Below are 16744 nucleotides of genomic sequence, written 5' to 3' on the forward strand. Positions count from 1 at the left end.
TCCTGATCCGCAAAGGCACTTCGGTGCCTTTTTTGTTGCATGTCCCAAGCTTCCTGCTATCACTGCGGTCTGCCTATTCCCGACGATCTCGAATTGTCGGTCACGATCAACGGCGAGCCGCGGGCAATGTGTTGTTACGGATGTCAGGCAGTAGCCCAGTCCATCGTCGATAACGGCCTGGAGGATTATTACCGTAGCCGCGATGCGTTGCCCGAGTCGCCGCGCGAAGCCATGCCAACGATCCTCGAGCAGATCGCCCTTTTCGATCATGCGGACTTCCAGAAAAGTTTCGTCAAGGAACTGGGGGAAAACGAGCGTGAAGCCTCCTTGATGCTGGAAGGGATCACTTGTGCCGCCTGCATCTGGCTAAACGAGCAGCACATCGGCAAACTGCCCGGTGTCACCGCCATCAACATCAACTACGCGTCGCGACGGGCTCGCGTACGTTGGGACGATAGCCGCATCAAGCTGTCGGATATCCTGCTGGCGGTAGCCGCGATAGGCTATCGGGCGTTTCCCTACGATGCCGCGAAAAACGAGGAAATTTCGCGCAACGAGAGGCGCGATGCAATGTGGCGCCTGTGGGTCGCCGGTTTCGGCATGATGCAGGTCATGATGTATGCCTATCCGGTGTACATCGCCAACGGCGACATGTCTGCCGACATCGAGTCGCTGATGCGCTGGGCCAGTCTGGTCCTGACTTTGCCTGTGGTTTTTTACTCGTCAGCACCATTTTTTCGCAATGCCTGGCGCGATCTCAGATTGCGCCGTGTCGGTATGGATGTGCCGGTGGCGCTCGGGGTCGGGGTTGCCTTTCTGGCCAGTTGCTGGGCGACGCTGACCCAGGCGGGCGAGGTCTACTTCGATTCCGTGACCATGTTCGTCTTTTTCCTTCTCGGCGGGCGTTATTTGGAAATGAATGCGCGCCAGAAGGCGCTGAGCGTGACCGAGGCGCTGACCAAATTGTTGCCGGCGTTCGCCCAGAAGATGCCGAATTTCCCGGTCGATCGTGAGCCAGTGCAGGTGGTCGTTGCCGATCTGACGGTGGGCGATTATGTCCTGGTCCGCCCGGGGGAGATCATTCCGGCCGATGGCAAGGTGGTCGAAGGGGTGAGTTACGCCAACGAAGCCCTGCTGACCGGTGAAAGTCTGCCGGTTGCCAAACGACCGGACGATATCGTCACCGGCGGTTCGATCAATGCCGAGAGTCCGCTCGTCGTGCGGGTCGAACAAGTCGGCGAGGGGACACGCCTGTCGGCGATCATCGAACTGATGGAGCGGGCGTCGCTGGATAAGCCCAGGATCGTCGAAATTGCCGATCGGATTGCCAGCTATTTTGTCGGGACACTTCTCGTGGTTGCCGTGCTGACGGCCGTCGGCTGGTATCTGGTCGATCCGACGCAGGCTTTGTGGATTACTGTTTCCGTGCTGGTGGTGACCTGCCCGTGCGCCCTTTCCCTGGCGACGCCGATTGCGCTCACCGTTGCCTCCGGGGCGCTGGCCCGGGACGGTCTACTGGTGACACGTGGGCATGCGATTGAAACCCTGGCCCGGGCGACGCATTTCGTATTTGACAAGACGGGTACGCTGACAACCGGGAAAATGCACCTTCTCGATGTTGTGCCATTCGCCGGCTTGGGGCGGGAAGATTGTCTTGAACTGGCGGCTGCCTTGGAGCAGGCCTCGGAACATCCACTGGCGTTGGCCTTGCGGCATGCGGTGCCGTCAGCAAAATACCAGGCGAGTGATTCGATCAGCGAGCCGGGACAAGGGGTTGAAGCGGTTGTCGATGGATGCCGTTTTCGTATCGGCCGTCCCGATTACGCGTTGGCGCTCGGTGGTTTAGCATTGCCCGACGGGGCTGCGGCATGGCTGGATAGTGGTGATACCGCCATCCTGCTGGCGGACGCGGAGCGTTGTCTGGCTTTGTTTCTCATTGGCGACGAGGTGCGTCCCGAAGCCCGACGATTGATCGACGATTTGCGTAAGGCCGGCCGCCAAGTCACTCTGTTGACCGGTGATGCGCCATCCGTTGCCAATCGCGTTGCCGAGACGTTGGGGATCAAGGATGTCAGGGCCGGGGCTACGCCCGCGGGCAAGCACCAGTGCGTCAGCTCTTTGCAGGCGAATGGTGCAGTCGTTGCGATGGTGGGGGATGGGGTTAACGATGCGCCGGTTTTGGCTCAGGCGCAGGTTTCGATCGCGATGGGGGGCGGTGCGCAGTTGGCCCGGACACAATCGGACCTGATCTTGCTCTCGGAAAATCTTGCGCACCTGAATCGGGGTTTTAAGCGCGCCGGTTTCAGCTTGCTCGTTATTCGGCAGAATCTTTGGTGGTCGTTTTTCTACAATATTGTCGCCTTGCCAGCGGCGATCGCTGGCTATGTGACGCCGTGGCTGGCTGGAATCGGCATGTCGCTGAGTTCGCTGCTGGTGGTCCTGAATTCGTTGCGCATTCAGCGTAAGGAGTGTGAGTGATGGAAAGCGTCTATTTGCTGGTTCCGGTTTCGGTAGTCCTGGTCTTCGGAATTGCCGGTGCATTCTGGTGGTCGGTCAGAAGTGGCCAGTTTGACGATCTGGAAGGGCCCGGTTTCAAGGTTCTTATGGAAGACGATGAAGCACCCAAGGGGAAACTTGCGGAACAGGAGGAAAAAAAAGAAAAGATTTGACCTGTATCAATGTGACAGGGTGATGAAGCGGGCAAGATGGTGTCCATGCAAGGCGTATGGTCTTGCGTTGATTCTCTGTTGGGGTTGGGGTGCGTTGCGACGCACCCTTTTTTTTGGAAAAAAATTCCTTGCCCCGATGGCGATATTGATGAATTTTTTATTGCGCAAGCAGGCTTTTTGCGTGTCGCAAATTTGCTGTTTTGTGCCTGTCTTGGCGGCAGATTGCTTTGTGCCGGCAGGGTCTTGCCCGCTTCGGCGGTAGATGATCGCTAGATTGATCTAGGTCAAAACGCCCCTCCGCAACTAGAATACCATCCGCTTTCAAGTGCCCCCTTGGGTTCAGGGAAGGTGGGCATTCCGTTTTTTATTAACGAGAGGTGGGTTCATGTCTGGAACACAAACCACATACAATGATAAGGTCGTACGGCAATTCGCCTTCATGACCGTCATCTGGGGCATCGTCGGCATGCTGGTCGGTGTCATTATTGCAGCACAACTTGTCTGGCCGGAGTTGAATATCGGCCCGTGGTTGCACTTCGGGCGCCTGCGTCCGTTGCATACCAACGCGGTGATCTTTGCGTTTGGTGGTTCTGCGCTTTTTGCAACGTCTTATTGGTGCGTTCAGCGTACCAGCCATGCCCGCCTCTGGGGTGGCCCCTTGGTTCCCTTCACCTTCTGGGGCTGGCAACTGATCATCGTCTTGGCTGCGCTTTCCTTCCCGCTGGGTATTACCACCGGCAAGGAATATGCCGAGCTTGAGTGGCCGATCGACATCCTGATCACCTTGGTCTGGGTTGCTTACGCGCTGGTGTTCTTTGGAACGATCGCCGTTCGCAAGGCCTCGCATATTTACGTGGCTAACTGGTTCTACGGCGCCTTCATCATCGCCATCGCGCTGCTGCATATTTTCAACAGCATGGAAATGCCGGTCACACTGACCAAGTCCTACTCCATGTATGCAGGGGTTCAAGATGCGATGGTCCAGTGGTGGTACGGCCACAACGCGGTCGGCTTCTTCCTGACCGCCGGCTTCCTCGGCATGATGTACTACTTCGTGCCGAAGCAGGCTGGTCGTCCGGTGTATTCCTACCGTCTGTCGGTGGTGCACTTCTGGGCGCTGATCTTCACCTACATGTGGGCGGGTCCGCACCACCTGCACTACACCGCGCTGCCTGATTGGACCCAGTCCGTCGGTATGCTGTTCTCGCTGATCCTGCTGGCGCCGTCGTGGGGTGGCATGATCAACGGCATCATGACGCTGTCGGGTGCCTGGCATAAGCTGCGCGATGATCCGATCCTGAAGTTCCTGATTACCTCGCTCTCCTTCTACGGTATGTCTACCTTCGAAGGCCCGATGATGTCGATCAAGACCGTCAATGCGCTCTCCCACTACACCGACTGGACCGTTGGTCACGTTCACTCAGGTGCGCTCGGCTGGGTGGCCATGGTTTCGATCGGTGCGATGTATTACCTGCTGCCGCGCCTGTTTGGCAAGAAGGAGATGTACAGCACGTCGCTGGTTACGGCTCACTTCTGGATTGCCACCATTGGTACCGTTCTCTATATCGCCTCGATGTGGATCGCCGGTGTGATGCAGGGCCTGATGTGGCGTGCGGTCAACGCCGACGGCACGCTGGCTTACAGCTTCGTCGAGTCGGTCAAGGGTTCTTACCCGTTCTGGGCGATCCGTTGGCTGGGGGGCGTTCTGTTCCTGTTGGGCATGCTGATCATGGCTTACAACATGTTCAAGACCATGGCCGGTGGCAAGATTCAGGATGTGCCGGTGATCGCTCCGGCTGGTCATCACGCCTGATTTGGGAGAGATAACAATGTTGAAACACGAACAAATTGAAAAGAGCGTTGCCCTGCTGATCGTTCTGACCCTTTTGGTGGTCAGCGTCGGTGGTCTGCTGGAAATCGTTCCGCTCTTCTTCCAGAAGTCCACGACGACGCCGGTGGAAGGCACCAAGCCTTATGACGCTGTTCGTCTTGCCGGTCGCGATGTTTATATCCGGGAAGGTTGCTATCTTTGCCATTCGCAGATGATTCGTCCCTTCCGCGCCGAAACTGAACGCTATGGCCACTACTCGGTGGCGGGTGAGTATGTTTATGACCATCCGTTCCAGTGGGGTTCCAAGCGTACCGGTCCGGACCTGCATCGTGTCGGCGGTCGTTATTCGGATGAATGGCAACGCGCCCACCTGATGAATCCGCGTGACGTCGTGCCGGAATCCAACATGCCCGCCTTCGCTTTCCTGGCCAATACCAAGGCCAAGACCACGGTTGGTGCCGATATCGAGAAGAAGATGCAGGTCATGCAGATGTTCGCGAACATGCGTAACCTGCCGACCTATTCCGATGCCGATATCAAGGGTGCCAAGGCCGCGATTGGTGACATGACCGAAATGGACGTTCTGATTGCTTACCTGCAGGGTATGGGTACGGCACTGAGCTCGATGAAGTAATGGCCATGGACATCAACGATCTGCGTTCCATCATTACGGTTGCCGGCTTGCTCTGCTTTCTGGCGATCGTTGGGTGGGCTTACGGAAAGGGCAGTCGAAAGGGGTTCGACGAGGCTGCCAAGCTGCCGTTCGCAGAGGATGATGATGACGGTGCGGCGGAAAACGCGTCGCACCGGCGCTGAAATAAAGGAAAGCAAATGAGCGATTTCGTTAGCCAATTTTGGAACCTGTACGTCATTGTGATCGTGCTGGTCAGTGTTGTGGGATGCTGGGTCTTCCTGCTCCTGCAAAGTAAAGCAACCTTTACCCCGGGTGTGCCTACCGGCCACGTCTGGGATGAAACCCTGGAGGAGTACAACAACCCGATGCCGAAGTGGTGGAGTTGGCTCTTCGTCATCACCGTGATCTTCGCGCTGGTTTACCTGGCTCTGTATCCTGGGCTTGGCAATTTCAAGGGCATGCTCGGCTGGACTTCTGCTGGCCAGCATACGGTTGAAGTGGCCAAGATGGACGCCGCTGTCAAGCCGCTTTACGACAAGTATCTGGCGATGGACGTCAAGGCGGTTGCTGGCGACAAGCAAGCCATGGAAATGGGCAAGCGCCTCTACCTTACCTACTGCATGCAATGCCATGGTGCTGATGCACGCGGTGCGAAGGGCTTCCCCAACCTGACTGACAGCGATTGGCAATGGGGTGGTGAGTCCACACAGATTGTTGAGACCATCTCTGCTGGCCGTATGGGGGTGATGCCTCCGCACGCCCAGTTGGGTGGTGAAACCATCAAGGATCTCGCCAACTACGTTCGTTCGCTGTCCGGCTTGCCGCATGACGCGGTCCGCGCCGGCAAGGGCCAGACTGCTTTCAACGAAGCGGGCTGTGTCGGTTGCCACGGTGTTGACGCTCACGGCATGCAGGCCTTGGGTGCGCCGAACCTGACCGACAAGATCTGGTTGTATGGCTCTTCCGAAGCGACCATCATCGAAACCATCACCAATGGTCGTACCAACAAGATGCCGGCCTGGAAGGACTTCCTCGGCGACGCCAAGGTCCATCTGCTGGCTGCTTACGTGACCAGCCTCAGCGCCAAGTAATCGGCGACTGTCAGGGGGAGGCCGGATGGCCTCCCCTTTTTCGTCTGGCTCAAGGCATACTTATCAAAATGGTGTTGTGCGGAGCAGCATCATTCTGATAAAGAGGCTTCAATGAACTCCAAAGAAGAGAACAAGCCCGAAAACGGGGCGAATTTGGCGAAGGCATCCTTTTACGAGAAACACCGGAAAATTTACATCCGGGAAGTGAAGGGGTGGTGGGCAACATGGCGCTGGGTTTTTGTCTGGCTGACGCAAATCCTCTTCTACGGGACGCCGTGGTTGATGTGGAACGATCGCCAGGCGATCCTGTTCCATCTAGTGGAGCGCAAGTTCTACCTGTTTGGATTGGTGTTGTGGCCGCAGGATGTCTTCTATCTGGCGGTGCTGCTAATCGTTTCTGCCTACGCCCTGTTCCTGTTCACCGCAATCGCCGGGCGCTTGTTCTGTGGCTATGCATGTCCGCAGACGGTATATACCGAAATCTTCATGTGGATCGAAAACCGCATCGAAGGCGACCGTTCATCGCGGATGAAGCTCGATCAGGGACCGATGACGCCCAACAAGTTGGGGCGCAAGGTCTTGAAGCATGCGTTGTGGCTGGTGCTCTCCCTGTGGACCGGGTTTACTCTGGTGGCTTATTTCACGCCGATGCGCGAGTTGCTGGCGGCCTTCCCCTTTGATCTCTCCGGTTGGGAGTTGTTCTGGACGCTTTTCTACGCCGGCTTCTGTTACATGCAGGCGGGTTTCCTGCGGGAGCAGGTGTGCAAGTACATGTGCCCGTACGCTCGTTTCCAGGGCGTGATGTTCGACCCCGATACGCTGGTGATCACTTACGATCCCGAGCGTGGCGAGCCCCGCGGGGCGAGAAAGAAAGGGGGCGACAACGAGAAGCTGGGGGACTGTGTCGATTGCAATCTGTGTGTCGTCGTTTGTCCGACCGGGATCGACATCCGCAAGGGAATTCAATACGAGTGCATCGGCTGCGGTGCCTGTATTGACGCCTGCGATCCCGTGATGGACAAGATCGGCAAGCCCCGTGGGCTGATCCGCTATACAACCGAGAACGCGCTGGCCAAGCATTTTGGGGCATCCGAGGTGATGGGGCATATTTTGCGCCCCCGCATCATCCTTTACTCGGCCATCCTGCTGCTGATCTGTTTGGCGGCGGCGTGGTCACTCGCCAACCGGGTGCCGCTGATGGTCGACGTCATCCGTGACCGCTCGGTTCTTTCCCGGGAAGCGGACGATGGCTCGATCGAGAATGTTTACAACCTGAAGTTCATGAATACCACTGAGGCTTCGCAGCGCTACCGAGTTACGGTTGACGGCCTTGCCGGCGTGAAACTTGCCGAAGATGAGCTGGTGGTTGAGGTTGAAAGCGCCAAGAACCACGAATCCACCGTGGTCGTACGCGTCCCGCCGGAGTCCGGTCAGAAGGGGGCGAACACGATCTATTTCAACATCAAGGCCGAAAGCGACGACAAGATTGCCGTGCGTGAAAAAGCCTCTTTCCTGATGCCCTGACATGAGCGCAAGCATGACACTGAAAAATGATGGCAAACCTTGGTACAAGGAGCCTTGGCCGTGGTTGTTGATGCTTGGCCCCGGCCTTGTGATCATTGCCGCGATCGTCACCATCTGGTTGGCGGTGGTCAGCAACGATGGTCTGGTGACCGACGACTATTACAAGCAGGGCTTGGCGGTTAACCAGCGCTTGCAGCGTGACCACGAGGCAAGCAAGCTGGGCTTGCACGCCGACCTGATGCGCTCCGGACAGAATTTGCGCCTGCTGGTGACAACCCGGGAGGGGCTTGCCATGCCCGAGGTCCTGACTCTGCGTCTGGCGCACCCGACACTGAACGTAAAGGATCAACTGATCGAAATGAAATCCGAAGGGGCGGGTTTCTTTGGAGGAGTGCTGGCCAGTGAAGTGGCCGGACGCTGGTATGTCACACTTGAAGATCCTGCGGGGCAATGGCGTCTTCATGGGGAGTGGCATGCCAGTCTTGACGAGCCGCTACGCTTGAATGCAAAGGCGGATTGATTGTTTTTGTGATTGGGAGGTGATTTATGGCTTGGAATCTGTTGTTTACGAGTGATATCGGCTTGATGAGTCTGGTCGTCATCGTGGGCGTCGTCGTGATCGGTGCCTACATGGGCAAGGTCTACTCGAGCAAGATGAACGAAGAGTTGAACGCCAAAGGCAAGTAAGCGCCTCGGTGCCATCCGGAAAATCCCCGTCGCCGATTCGGCCGCGGGGATTTTTCTTGCGTTGGTGGTCGCTTGCGGGAGTCAGGGCGTGAGCGAGAATTCGTGAAAGCCGTAGTTGCCGTGATTGCGTTCTCTTAGGTAGGTTTCGAGGCAACTGCGGACGCTGCGGAAGGAGATTTCATTCCAGGGGATTTCCGACGCTTCGAATAGTCTTACCTCAAGACTTTCTTCGCCGGCAGAAAATGCGCCATCGGACATCTTGCCGCGATAAAACAGATGAACCTGATTGATGTGGGCGATATTGACCATCGCGAACGCGGCGTCGATCGTTACCCTGGCGCCGGCTTCTTCCCAGGTTTCGCGGATTGCTGCTTCGCAAGTGCTTTCACCGTTCTCCATGAAGCCGGCAGGCAGCGTCCAGTAGCCGAGGCGCGGTTCAATTGCCCGTTTGCAAAGCAGGATTCGGTTCTCCCATTCGGCAATGCAGCCGACGATCAGACGGGGATTCTCGTAATGGATGTGACCGCACGCGGGGCAGACCAGGCGAGGGAGGTTGTCGCCGTCGGGTATCCGGCGGATGGCTTGAGTGCCGCATGCGATGCAGAAGGACATGGTGTGAAGGAGCTGACTCGATCCCACGAGTCTATCACTGTGAAAATTGCTGACCCTGTGTACATCACGGATATGCTTATACTTCCTTTGCGCTTCGCGAAGGCCTGTGGCTACAATAGCGGCAACCAATAAACGGGTCAGCCGTAAGGTCGTGAGCGGCGCTAAAAGGGGTTCTACATGTTTTTGATCGTCGGCTATGTCATCATCCTGGCTGCTTCGCTCGGTACTTACTCCGTGCACGGCAGCCTGCTGGCGCTGTGGGTTCCCCTTGAATATCTGGCCATCATTGGTTTGACCATCGGCGGTTTCGTTGCCGGCAACAACATCAAGGTGATCAAGGCGACCGTTGCCGCCGTGCCCGGGGTCCTGAAAGGTTCTCCTTACAACAAGGCCTACTACGTGGACGCATTGGCCTTGCTCTTCGAAATTCTTTCGAAAGTTCGCAAGGAGGGGCTGATGTCGATCGAAGGGGATGTCGAAAACCCCGAGTCCAGCCCGATCTTCGGCAAGTATCCGAATATCGTTGCCGATCACCATGTTCTCGAATTCATGACCGATTACCTGCGCATGATGGTGGGCGGCAATCTCAATACCGTCGAGATCGAAAGCTTGATGGATGTCGAGCTCGAAACCCATCACCATGAAGCGGTCGAACCTGCCCACGTGGTTTCCAAGGTGGCGGACGCGACGCCGGCTTTCGGTATCGTTGTCGCGGTGATGGGGGTGGTAAACGTCATGGGGTCGGTGGGCGAGCCGCCTGCGGTCCTGGGCAAGATGATTGGCGGTGCGCTGGTCGGTACCTTCCTCGGTATTCTGGTTTCCTACGGCTTTGTCGCGCCGGTGGCGGGTTTGCTCGACCAGCGCGCGCAGGAGTCGGGGACGATTTTCAAGACCATCAAGATGGTTCTGCTGGCTTCCATGTCGGGCTATGCGCCGCAGGTCGCCATCGAGTTCGGACGCAAGACGCTTGGCGCCCACGATCGCCCCAGTTTCAGCGAACTCGAGGAAGAGCTGAAGGCTCGCAAGGGCAAATAAGGCCGAGCCTTGCAGAATGGAACACGATGAGTGACGACTCCACCCGCCCGATAATCATCAAGCGCAAGAAGGTTGTCGCTGGTGGCGCCCACGGCGGTGCCTGGAAGATCGCCTACGCCGACTTCGTCACTGCGATGATGGCTTTCTTTCTGCTCATGTGGCTTTTGGGTTCCACGGCCAAGGGGGATTTGCAGGGCATTGCCGATTATTTCCAGAATCCGATGAAAGTCGCAATGTCAGGGGGCGATGGTTCCGGCGATGCAACCAGCATCCTCAAGGGCGGCGGCCAGGACCTGACCCGGCAGTCAGGGCAGGTGAAAAAAGGGGATATCGAGGCCAAGCGGACAAGTTTTTCCAAGGAGGCCAAGCTCGAGTTCCAGCGCAAGGAGCGCGAGCGTCTGGAGCAGCTGAAGACCGAAATCGAGAAAATGATCGAACGCAGCCCGCAATTGGCGCAGTTCAAGAAGCAGTTGCTGCTCGACATAACTTCCGAAGGGCTGCGCATCCAGATCGTCGACGAGCAGAATCGGCCGATGTTCGATTCCGGTGGCGATGTGGTCAAGCCCTATACTCGCGATCTGCTGCGGCAGATTGGCCAGGCACTCAACGGTGTTTCCAACCGCATCAGCCTGGCTGGCCATACTGACGCCGCACCTTTCGTCGGCGGCGTCCAGGGCTTTTCCAACTGGGAACTATCGGCGAATCGGGCCAATGCCTCCCGACGAGAGCTGGTCGCAGGTGGGATGGAAGCGCACAAGGTATTGCGCGTGGTCGGTCTCGGATCGACCCTGTTGTTCGACAAGAATGACCCGCTGAATCCGGTCAACCGCCGGATCAGCATCGTGGTGCTCAACCAGCAGACGGAAAAAGCCATACTCAACGAAGAGTCCGGCGACGAAGTCGAGATTGATGGCGATTCGCCCGGCGCGCTTGAGTTGCCCGGGACAGACAAGCTCCGGGCGCAGTAGTTGCCGGAAACAGGCGTATTGGTCGCTGATGCTTGGGGAGTGGCGTCAGCGGCGGCTAATGTGTGATTGAAACTAGAGGAAAAAATGGCCAAAACCATTCTTGCAGTTGATGATTCTGCATCCATCCGCCAGATGGTCTCGTTTACATTGAAGAGTGCCGGATACGAGGTGGTCGAGGCGGTGGACGGTCAGGATGGTCTGGACAAGGCCAAGTCGCGCAGCATCAATCTGGTGCTGACCGATCAGAACATGCCGCGCATGGATGGCTTGAACCTGATCCGCAACCTTCGGGCGATGCCGCAATATGCCACCACGCCAATCCTGATGCTGACGACCGAATCTTCAGACGCGATGAAGTCCCAAGGTCGCGCTGCCGGCGCAACCGGCTGGCTGGTCAAACCCTTCGATCCCCAGAAGTTGATCGAAGTCGTGCGCAAAGTCATCGGCTGAGTCTCCCGTGTCCGCCTGAAATCTTCTCGCGCGGGGCGATTGTCGCAGCCGGCGCCGCCATCCGCGCGTTTGAGGAGGAAGCATGTCTATCGACATGAGTCAGTTTTACCAGGTGTTTTTCGAAGAGTCCGAAGAACATCTGGCTGCAATGGAGTCTCTGTTGCTGGCACTGGATGTTGCGCATCCGGACGCCGAGCAACTGAACGCGATTTTCCGGGCAGCTCACTCGATCAAGGGCAGCGCCGGTACCTTCGGTTTTTCCGACCTCGCGGAAACCACGCATATTCTGGAAAACCTCCTGGATCGCATCCGCAAAGGGGATCTGGCCTTGCGTCCCGAGATGGTCGATGCCTGCCTGCAAGCTGGCGATGTCTTGCACAGCATGCTGGATACCCATCAGGGGCGGGGCAGTGTCGATCAGGCCGCCGTGGATGCGCTATGCCAGCGTTTGCGTCAGCTTTCCGATGGCAACAGGGCGGTGCCGGCCACCGTCGCCGCGATACCTGAGCCGGCGCCGCTGGCAACGGATACTGCAGCGCCCGTGGCAACCCGGACCTGTTACGAAATCGGCTTCGTGCCGACTGCTCAGGCGGTCAGCGGCGTAGGCTTGGGCAATCTTCTCGACGAGTTGCGCAAGCTCGGCGAACTGGAGATCGTCCAGCGTCCACTACCGGAAGGCAGTATCGGCCAATGGTTGTTGCGGCTGACGACGGCGGCGGTACGGGACAGTTTTGCCGATCAGGTCGACTTCGTCGCGGAAAGTGGTGCGTGGTATGTCGGGGAAGCCGAGCCCGCAGCCGCCGATGACGCCGATTTCGGCATCTTTGCCGATGCACCCGGCGCGCCGCCGGTCGAGGCCTATGGCTTCTTCGAGCCCTTGCCGGTCCAGAAGCCGGCGGAAGAGGACCCCGGCTACGGGTTCTTCGAGCCCTTGCCGGCACCTGTCGAGGCACCCCCAGTCGCCGAGGGCGGCGAAGGTTTCGGATTCTTTGCGCCACTTCCAGCGCCGCCGGTTGTTGCCGAGATACCCGCCAGCGAGGCGGCGGTCGAGACGAAGTCCTTGCCGGCGGTCGCGAACGGAGAGGCGCGCCAGAAGGCGCCACCGGCCAACGCGGCGAACGATTCCTCGATCCGCGTCAGCGTCGAGAAGGTCGACCAGTTGATCAATCTGGTCGGCGAGCTGGTGATCACCCAGGCCATGCTGCTGCAGACCTCGTCGCAGATGCTCGACGCCGCGCCGGAGCGCTTGGTGACCGGGCTGGCTCAACTGGAACGCAACACCCGGGATCTGCAGGAAGCGGTGATGTCGATCCGGATGCTGCCGATCTCCTTCGTTTTCTCCCGCTTCCCGCGGGTGATCCGCGATCTGTCGGCGAAGCTCGGCAAGCAGGTCGAGCTGAAGACGATGGGTGAAACGACCGAACTCGACAAGGGCTTGATTGAGCGCATCGCCGATCCGCTGACTCACCTGATCCGCAACAGTCTGGACCACGGCATCGAATCGCCGGAGCGGCGGATTGCGGCGGGCAAGAGCCCGGTCGGGACGATCACCCTGAAGGCTTACCATCAGGGCGGCAACATCGTCATCGAAGTCGGCGACGATGGCGCCGGCCTGCCGCGCGACAAGATTCTCGCCAAGGCACGCGAACGCGGCCTGCCAGTTTCCGATCAGATGAGCGACCAGGAAGTCTTCAACCTGATCTTCGAAGCCGGCTTTTCGACCGCCGAGCAGGTCACCGACGTTTCCGGCCGCGGCGTCGGCATGGATGTCGTCCGCCGCAATATCCAGTCGATGGGCGGGCGGGTCGAAATCGACTCGATGGCCGGCATCGGCACCCGGATGACGGTACGTCTGCCGCTGACGCTGGCGATCCTCGACGGCATGTCGGTTGCCGTCGGCGACCAGATCTACATCCTGCCTCTGTCCTACGTGCTCGAATCGCTGCAGCCGACGCCCGGTGAAATCCGTACCCTGTCGAATCAGGCGCGGGTGGTGCAGGTACGCGGCGAATATCTGCCGGTTCTCGTCCTGCACGAAATGTTCAAGCTGCAGTCGGTGTGGAACGACTTCACCCAGGGCATCATGGTGGTGCTCGATGCCGACGGAATCCGCGTTGCCCTGTTCGTCGATGCCCTGCTCGGGCAGCACCAGGTGGTGATCAAGAGTCTCGAAGCGAATTACCGGAAAGTGCCGGGCATCTCCGGCGCGACCATCATGGGCGATGGTCATGTTGCATTGATCCTGGATGTCTCGGCCATTGCGACAATGGCCAGGAATCATCTGCACAAGGCCGACGCAGGGCCGTTGAGGAGCGAATGATGGAAATCACCAAGCAGCAGGCAGGCGCGCTGGCGGAGGATGACTCGGTGGCCAGCGAGTTCCTGACCTTTACCCTGGGTTGCGAGGAGTACGCGATCGACATCCTGAAGGTTCAGGAAATCCGCAGCTACGAGACGCCGACCCTGATCGCCAATGCGCCACCCTTCATCAAGGGGGTGGTCAATCTGCGCGGGACCATCGTTCCCATTGTCGATCTGCGCATCAAGTTCAATCTCGGCAAGATCGAATACACCCCATTTACTGTCGTCGTCATCCTCAATATCGCCCGTCGGGTGATCGGTGTCGTCGTCGACAGCGTCTCCGACGTGCTGTCCTTGACGTCGTCGCAGATCCGGCCGGCGCCGGATTTCTCCGGCTCGTTCGACACCCGTTACATCCTTGGTCTGGCCAGTGTCGAGCAGCGGATGCTGATCGTTACCGACATCGAACGGCTGATGAGCAGCGCGGATATGGAACTGGTCGAAGCCGCAGTTGAATGAACCGCAAATAAGGGAGCAGGGGGGACGCTATGTTGAACATGCGCAATTTCAGGATTGGCAGCCGCTTGATCGCGACAACGGTTGGAGCCTTGTCGCTGATGATCGCTTTCGTCGTCGTCGCCCTGATCAGCCTGGGGATGATCGGCGAGAAGGTGCAGACGATCGCGGTCGATAATGCGCAGGGCATGGAGCTTGCCAGCGCCATGCGCCGCGATGTGGACAGCCTCGGCCTGCATGCGCGCAATGCCCTGTTGTTCGAAGAGCTGCTCCGCCAGCGCGAAGCGGCGCAAGGCGTAACCGATAGCCTCGCCCAATTGCAACTGCTCGAAAAGCAGCTCGGCGCCAATCTGCCGCCGGCTGCCCGCGATGTGATGGAACGTTTGCCGGCCTTGCGCGAAGATGCGGCAGTTTCGCTCAAGCAGTTGTTTGCGCTGCTCGCCGAGGGGAATCGGCCGGTGCTGGAAAGTCATTTCGAAAATCACCTGGGGCCGCGTCTCCGGGCCTGGCAGGAAGCCATTGACACCCTGAATCTGGCGCAAAAGGCGGAAACCTCGAGTGCGCTCGAAGAAATCGCGACCATCCGCTCGACGGTGCAGAACCTGCTGTTCGGCTTGATCGTCCTGGCGGTGGTGGTGATGATTCCTTCTGGTATCTGGGTGACTCGGGGCATCACCAACCCGCTGTCGGCAGCCGTCGACGTGGCGGAGTCGGTAGCCGCCGGCAACTTCGACAACCGCATCGAACCGGGCGGTGACGACGAACCGGCGCACCTGTTGCGGACCCTGGCGCGGATGCAGGCCGACCTCAAGGAGCGCAGCGCCAGCGAGCGGCGGATCGCCGCAGAGGCACTGCGCATCAAGGTGGCACTCGATGTCGGTTCCAACTGCGTCATGTTGCTCGGTCCCGACGGGCGGATCATCTATGGCAACGACGCCTTGTTCGGCATGATGCGCGAGGCGGAGGCCGACATCCAGCAACAGTTGCCCGAGTTTCGTGCGGCGGCGATCCGCAGTGCGGATTTCTCCGTTCGCGAGCTGAACCCGGCGCTCGCCGGCGAGCAGCTCGGCGCGCTCGTCGAACCGCAGCGCAGCGTGATCCGGATCGCTAACCGGACCTTCGCCCTAGTGGTGACGCCGGTGATTGGCGGGGAGGGCGCTCGTCTCGGCACGGTGATCGAATGGCAGGACCGGACCGGGGAAGTGGCGATCGAGCAGGAGGTCAGTGGCATCATCGACGCGGCGGCAGCCGGTGATTTCTCGCGGCGCATCTCCAGCAGCAACAAGCACGGTTTCTTCCTGAAGCTGGCCGAAGGCGTCAATAGCCTGCTCGATGCCAACGGCCAGGCGCTGGAGGAAGTCGGCTGCATGCTCGCCCGCCTGGCCAAGGGCGATCTCACCGAAAAGATCGAGACGCCTTACCAGGGGCTGCTCGGCAAGGTGCGCGACGACGCCAACAGCACCGTCGATCGTCTCTGCGAAATCGTTCTCTCGATCAAGGAAGCCACCGACTCGATCAACACCGCGGCCCGCGAGATCGCCCAGGGCAACCAGGATCTCTCCGGTCGCACCGAACAGCAGGCGTCCAGTCTGGAAGAGACGGCGTCGAGCATGGAAGAGCTGACCGGCACCGTGCATCAAAATGCCGACAATGCGCGGCGCGCCAACGACCTGGCGGGCGAAGCGCAGCGCGTCGCCGAACAGGGGGGCAACGTCGTCGATCAGGTTGTGGTGACGATGAGCGCCATCCAGAAGGCGAGTGCACGGATCGCCGACATCATCGGGGTGATCGACGGGATCGCCTTCCAGACCAATATTCTTGCCCTCAATGCCGCGGTCGAGGCAGCGCGGGCGGGCGAGCAGGGCCGGGGCTTTGCGGTGGTGGCGACCGAGGTGCGCAGCCTGGCGCAGCGTAGTGCAGCCGCTGCGAAAGAGATCAAGGCATTGATCGCCGATTCGGTTAGCAAGGTCAACGCCGGCAACCGGCTGGTCGATCAGGCCGGCGCGACGATGACCGAGATAGTTTCCAGCATTCAGGGCGTGGCGCGGCTCATGGCGGAAATCTCCGAAGCCAGCCGTGAGCAGAGCTCAGGCATCGAGCAGGTGGGACGCGCGATCAATCAGATGGACGAAGTAACCCAACAAAATGCCGCATTGGTCGAGGAAGCCGCCGCCGCCGCGGAAAGCCTGCGCGGTCAGGCGCAGCGACTGGCGCTTGCGGTGGCAGCCTTCCACCTGGGCGCCGAGGTGGTTCCGGCACTCGGGTTGGCACCAGCAAACACGGTGGCAGCGCGTCAGTCAGGGCTGCGCTTGCCGGGCGAAAAAAAACAACGCGCGGCGGCGCTGACCGCCGATTTTCCCAAAAAAATGCTCGCCGCTAATGTCTCCGTGCCCTCCGGCCAGGCTGACGACTGGGCCGAGTTCTAA

16 protein-coding genes are annotated in these 16744 nt (G+C 59.1%); 15 read left to right on the forward strand and 1 reads right to left on the reverse strand.

Annotation, left to right across the window (positions count from 1 at the left end):
- Positions 1-39 precede the first annotated feature (39 nt).
- From ACLIIZ_RS05965 to ACLIIZ_RS06005, 9 genes are all read left to right on the forward strand, one after another.
- Positions 40-2478, forward strand: coding sequence for a heavy metal translocating P-type ATPase (locus tag ACLIIZ_RS05965; RefSeq protein ID WP_416691204.1), 2439 nt, complete (start codon positions 40-42; stop codon positions 2476-2478).
- On the forward strand, positions 2478-2669 hold the full coding sequence (ccoS, locus tag ACLIIZ_RS05970; protein WP_416691205.1) for a cbb3-type cytochrome oxidase assembly protein CcoS: 192 nt from the start codon (positions 2478-2480) through the stop codon (positions 2667-2669). The genes ACLIIZ_RS05965 and ccoS overlap by 1 nt, the downstream gene beginning before the upstream one ends.
- 385 nt (positions 2670-3054) lie before the next feature.
- Positions 3055-4482, forward strand: coding sequence for a cytochrome-c oxidase, cbb3-type subunit I (ccoN, locus tag ACLIIZ_RS05975; protein ID WP_416691206.1), 1428 nt, complete (start codon positions 3055-3057; stop codon positions 4480-4482).
- Between the two features lie 10 nt (positions 4483-4492).
- On the forward strand, positions 4493-5134 hold the full coding sequence (gene ccoO / locus ACLIIZ_RS05980) for a cytochrome-c oxidase, cbb3-type subunit II (protein WP_465221438.1): 642 nt from the start codon (positions 4493-4495) through the stop codon (positions 5132-5134).
- 5 nt (positions 5135-5139) lie between these two features.
- On the forward strand, positions 5140-5316 hold the full coding sequence (locus tag ACLIIZ_RS05985) for a cbb3-type cytochrome oxidase subunit 3 (protein WP_416691207.1): 177 nt from the start codon (positions 5140-5142) through the stop codon (positions 5314-5316).
- Between the two features lie 15 nt (positions 5317-5331).
- A complete protein-coding gene (gene ccoP / locus ACLIIZ_RS05990; RefSeq protein ID WP_416691208.1) occupies positions 5332-6225 on the forward strand; it encodes a cytochrome-c oxidase, cbb3-type subunit III in 894 nt (297 codons plus the stop codon).
- Between the two features lie 111 nt (positions 6226-6336).
- Complete coding sequence (gene ccoG / locus ACLIIZ_RS05995; RefSeq protein ID WP_416691209.1) at positions 6337-7749, forward strand: cytochrome c oxidase accessory protein CcoG; 1413 nt, start codon at positions 6337-6339, stop codon at positions 7747-7749.
- Between the two features lie 13 nt (positions 7750-7762).
- Positions 7763-8269 (forward strand): FixH family protein, encoded by a 507-nt coding sequence (locus ACLIIZ_RS06000; RefSeq protein WP_416691210.1) that lies wholly within the window; start codon positions 7763-7765, stop codon positions 8267-8269.
- 26 nt (positions 8270-8295) lie between these two features.
- Entirely contained in the window at positions 8296-8436 is a 141-nt protein-coding gene (locus ACLIIZ_RS06005) for a DUF3149 domain-containing protein (RefSeq protein ID WP_416691211.1), read from the forward strand.
- An 81-nt stretch (positions 8437-8517) separates the two neighbouring features.
- On the opposite strand, the gene ACLIIZ_RS06010 is transcribed toward ACLIIZ_RS06005, so the two are convergent.
- The gene (locus ACLIIZ_RS06010; RefSeq protein ID WP_416691212.1) at positions 8518-9048 is read right to left on the reverse strand and encodes an NUDIX hydrolase; all 531 of its coding nucleotides are present in this window, start codon (positions 9046-9048) and stop codon (positions 8518-8520) included.
- Positions 9049-9225: 177 nt separating this feature from the next.
- Here ACLIIZ_RS06010 and motA point away from each other — a divergent pair, with 177 nt between their 5' ends.
- The 6 genes from motA (at position 9226) to ACLIIZ_RS06040 (ending at position 16744) form a co-directional block, all read left to right on the forward strand.
- Positions 9226-10083: a flagellar motor stator protein MotA gene (gene motA, locus ACLIIZ_RS06015; RefSeq protein WP_416691213.1), complete on the forward strand. Its 858-nt coding sequence runs from the start codon at positions 9226-9228 to the stop codon at positions 10081-10083.
- Positions 10084-10109: 26 nt separating this feature from the next.
- Positions 10110-11051, forward strand: coding sequence for a flagellar motor protein MotB (gene motB / locus ACLIIZ_RS06020; protein ID WP_416691214.1), 942 nt, complete (start codon positions 10110-10112; stop codon positions 11049-11051).
- A gap of 84 nt (positions 11052-11135) precedes the next feature.
- Positions 11136-11501 (forward strand): response regulator, encoded by a 366-nt coding sequence (locus ACLIIZ_RS06025; protein WP_416691215.1) that lies wholly within the window; start codon positions 11136-11138, stop codon positions 11499-11501.
- Positions 11502-11583: 82 nt separating this feature from the next.
- The gene (locus ACLIIZ_RS06030; RefSeq protein ID WP_416691216.1) at positions 11584-13821 is read left to right on the forward strand and encodes a chemotaxis protein CheW; all 2238 of its coding nucleotides are present in this window, start codon (positions 11584-11586) and stop codon (positions 13819-13821) included.
- The gene (locus ACLIIZ_RS06035; protein ID WP_416691217.1) at positions 13821-14321 is read left to right on the forward strand and encodes a chemotaxis protein CheW; all 501 of its coding nucleotides are present in this window, start codon (positions 13821-13823) and stop codon (positions 14319-14321) included. The genes ACLIIZ_RS06030 and ACLIIZ_RS06035 overlap by 1 nt, the downstream gene beginning before the upstream one ends.
- 65 nt (positions 14322-14386) lie before the next feature.
- The gene (locus ACLIIZ_RS06040; protein WP_416691218.1) at positions 14387-16744 is read left to right on the forward strand and encodes a methyl-accepting chemotaxis protein; all 2358 of its coding nucleotides are present in this window, start codon (positions 14387-14389) and stop codon (positions 16742-16744) included.

This window comes from Azonexus caeni, assembly GCF_048146105.1.
Lineage (GTDB): Bacteria > Pseudomonadota > Gammaproteobacteria > Burkholderiales > Rhodocyclaceae > Azonexus > Azonexus aromaticus_B.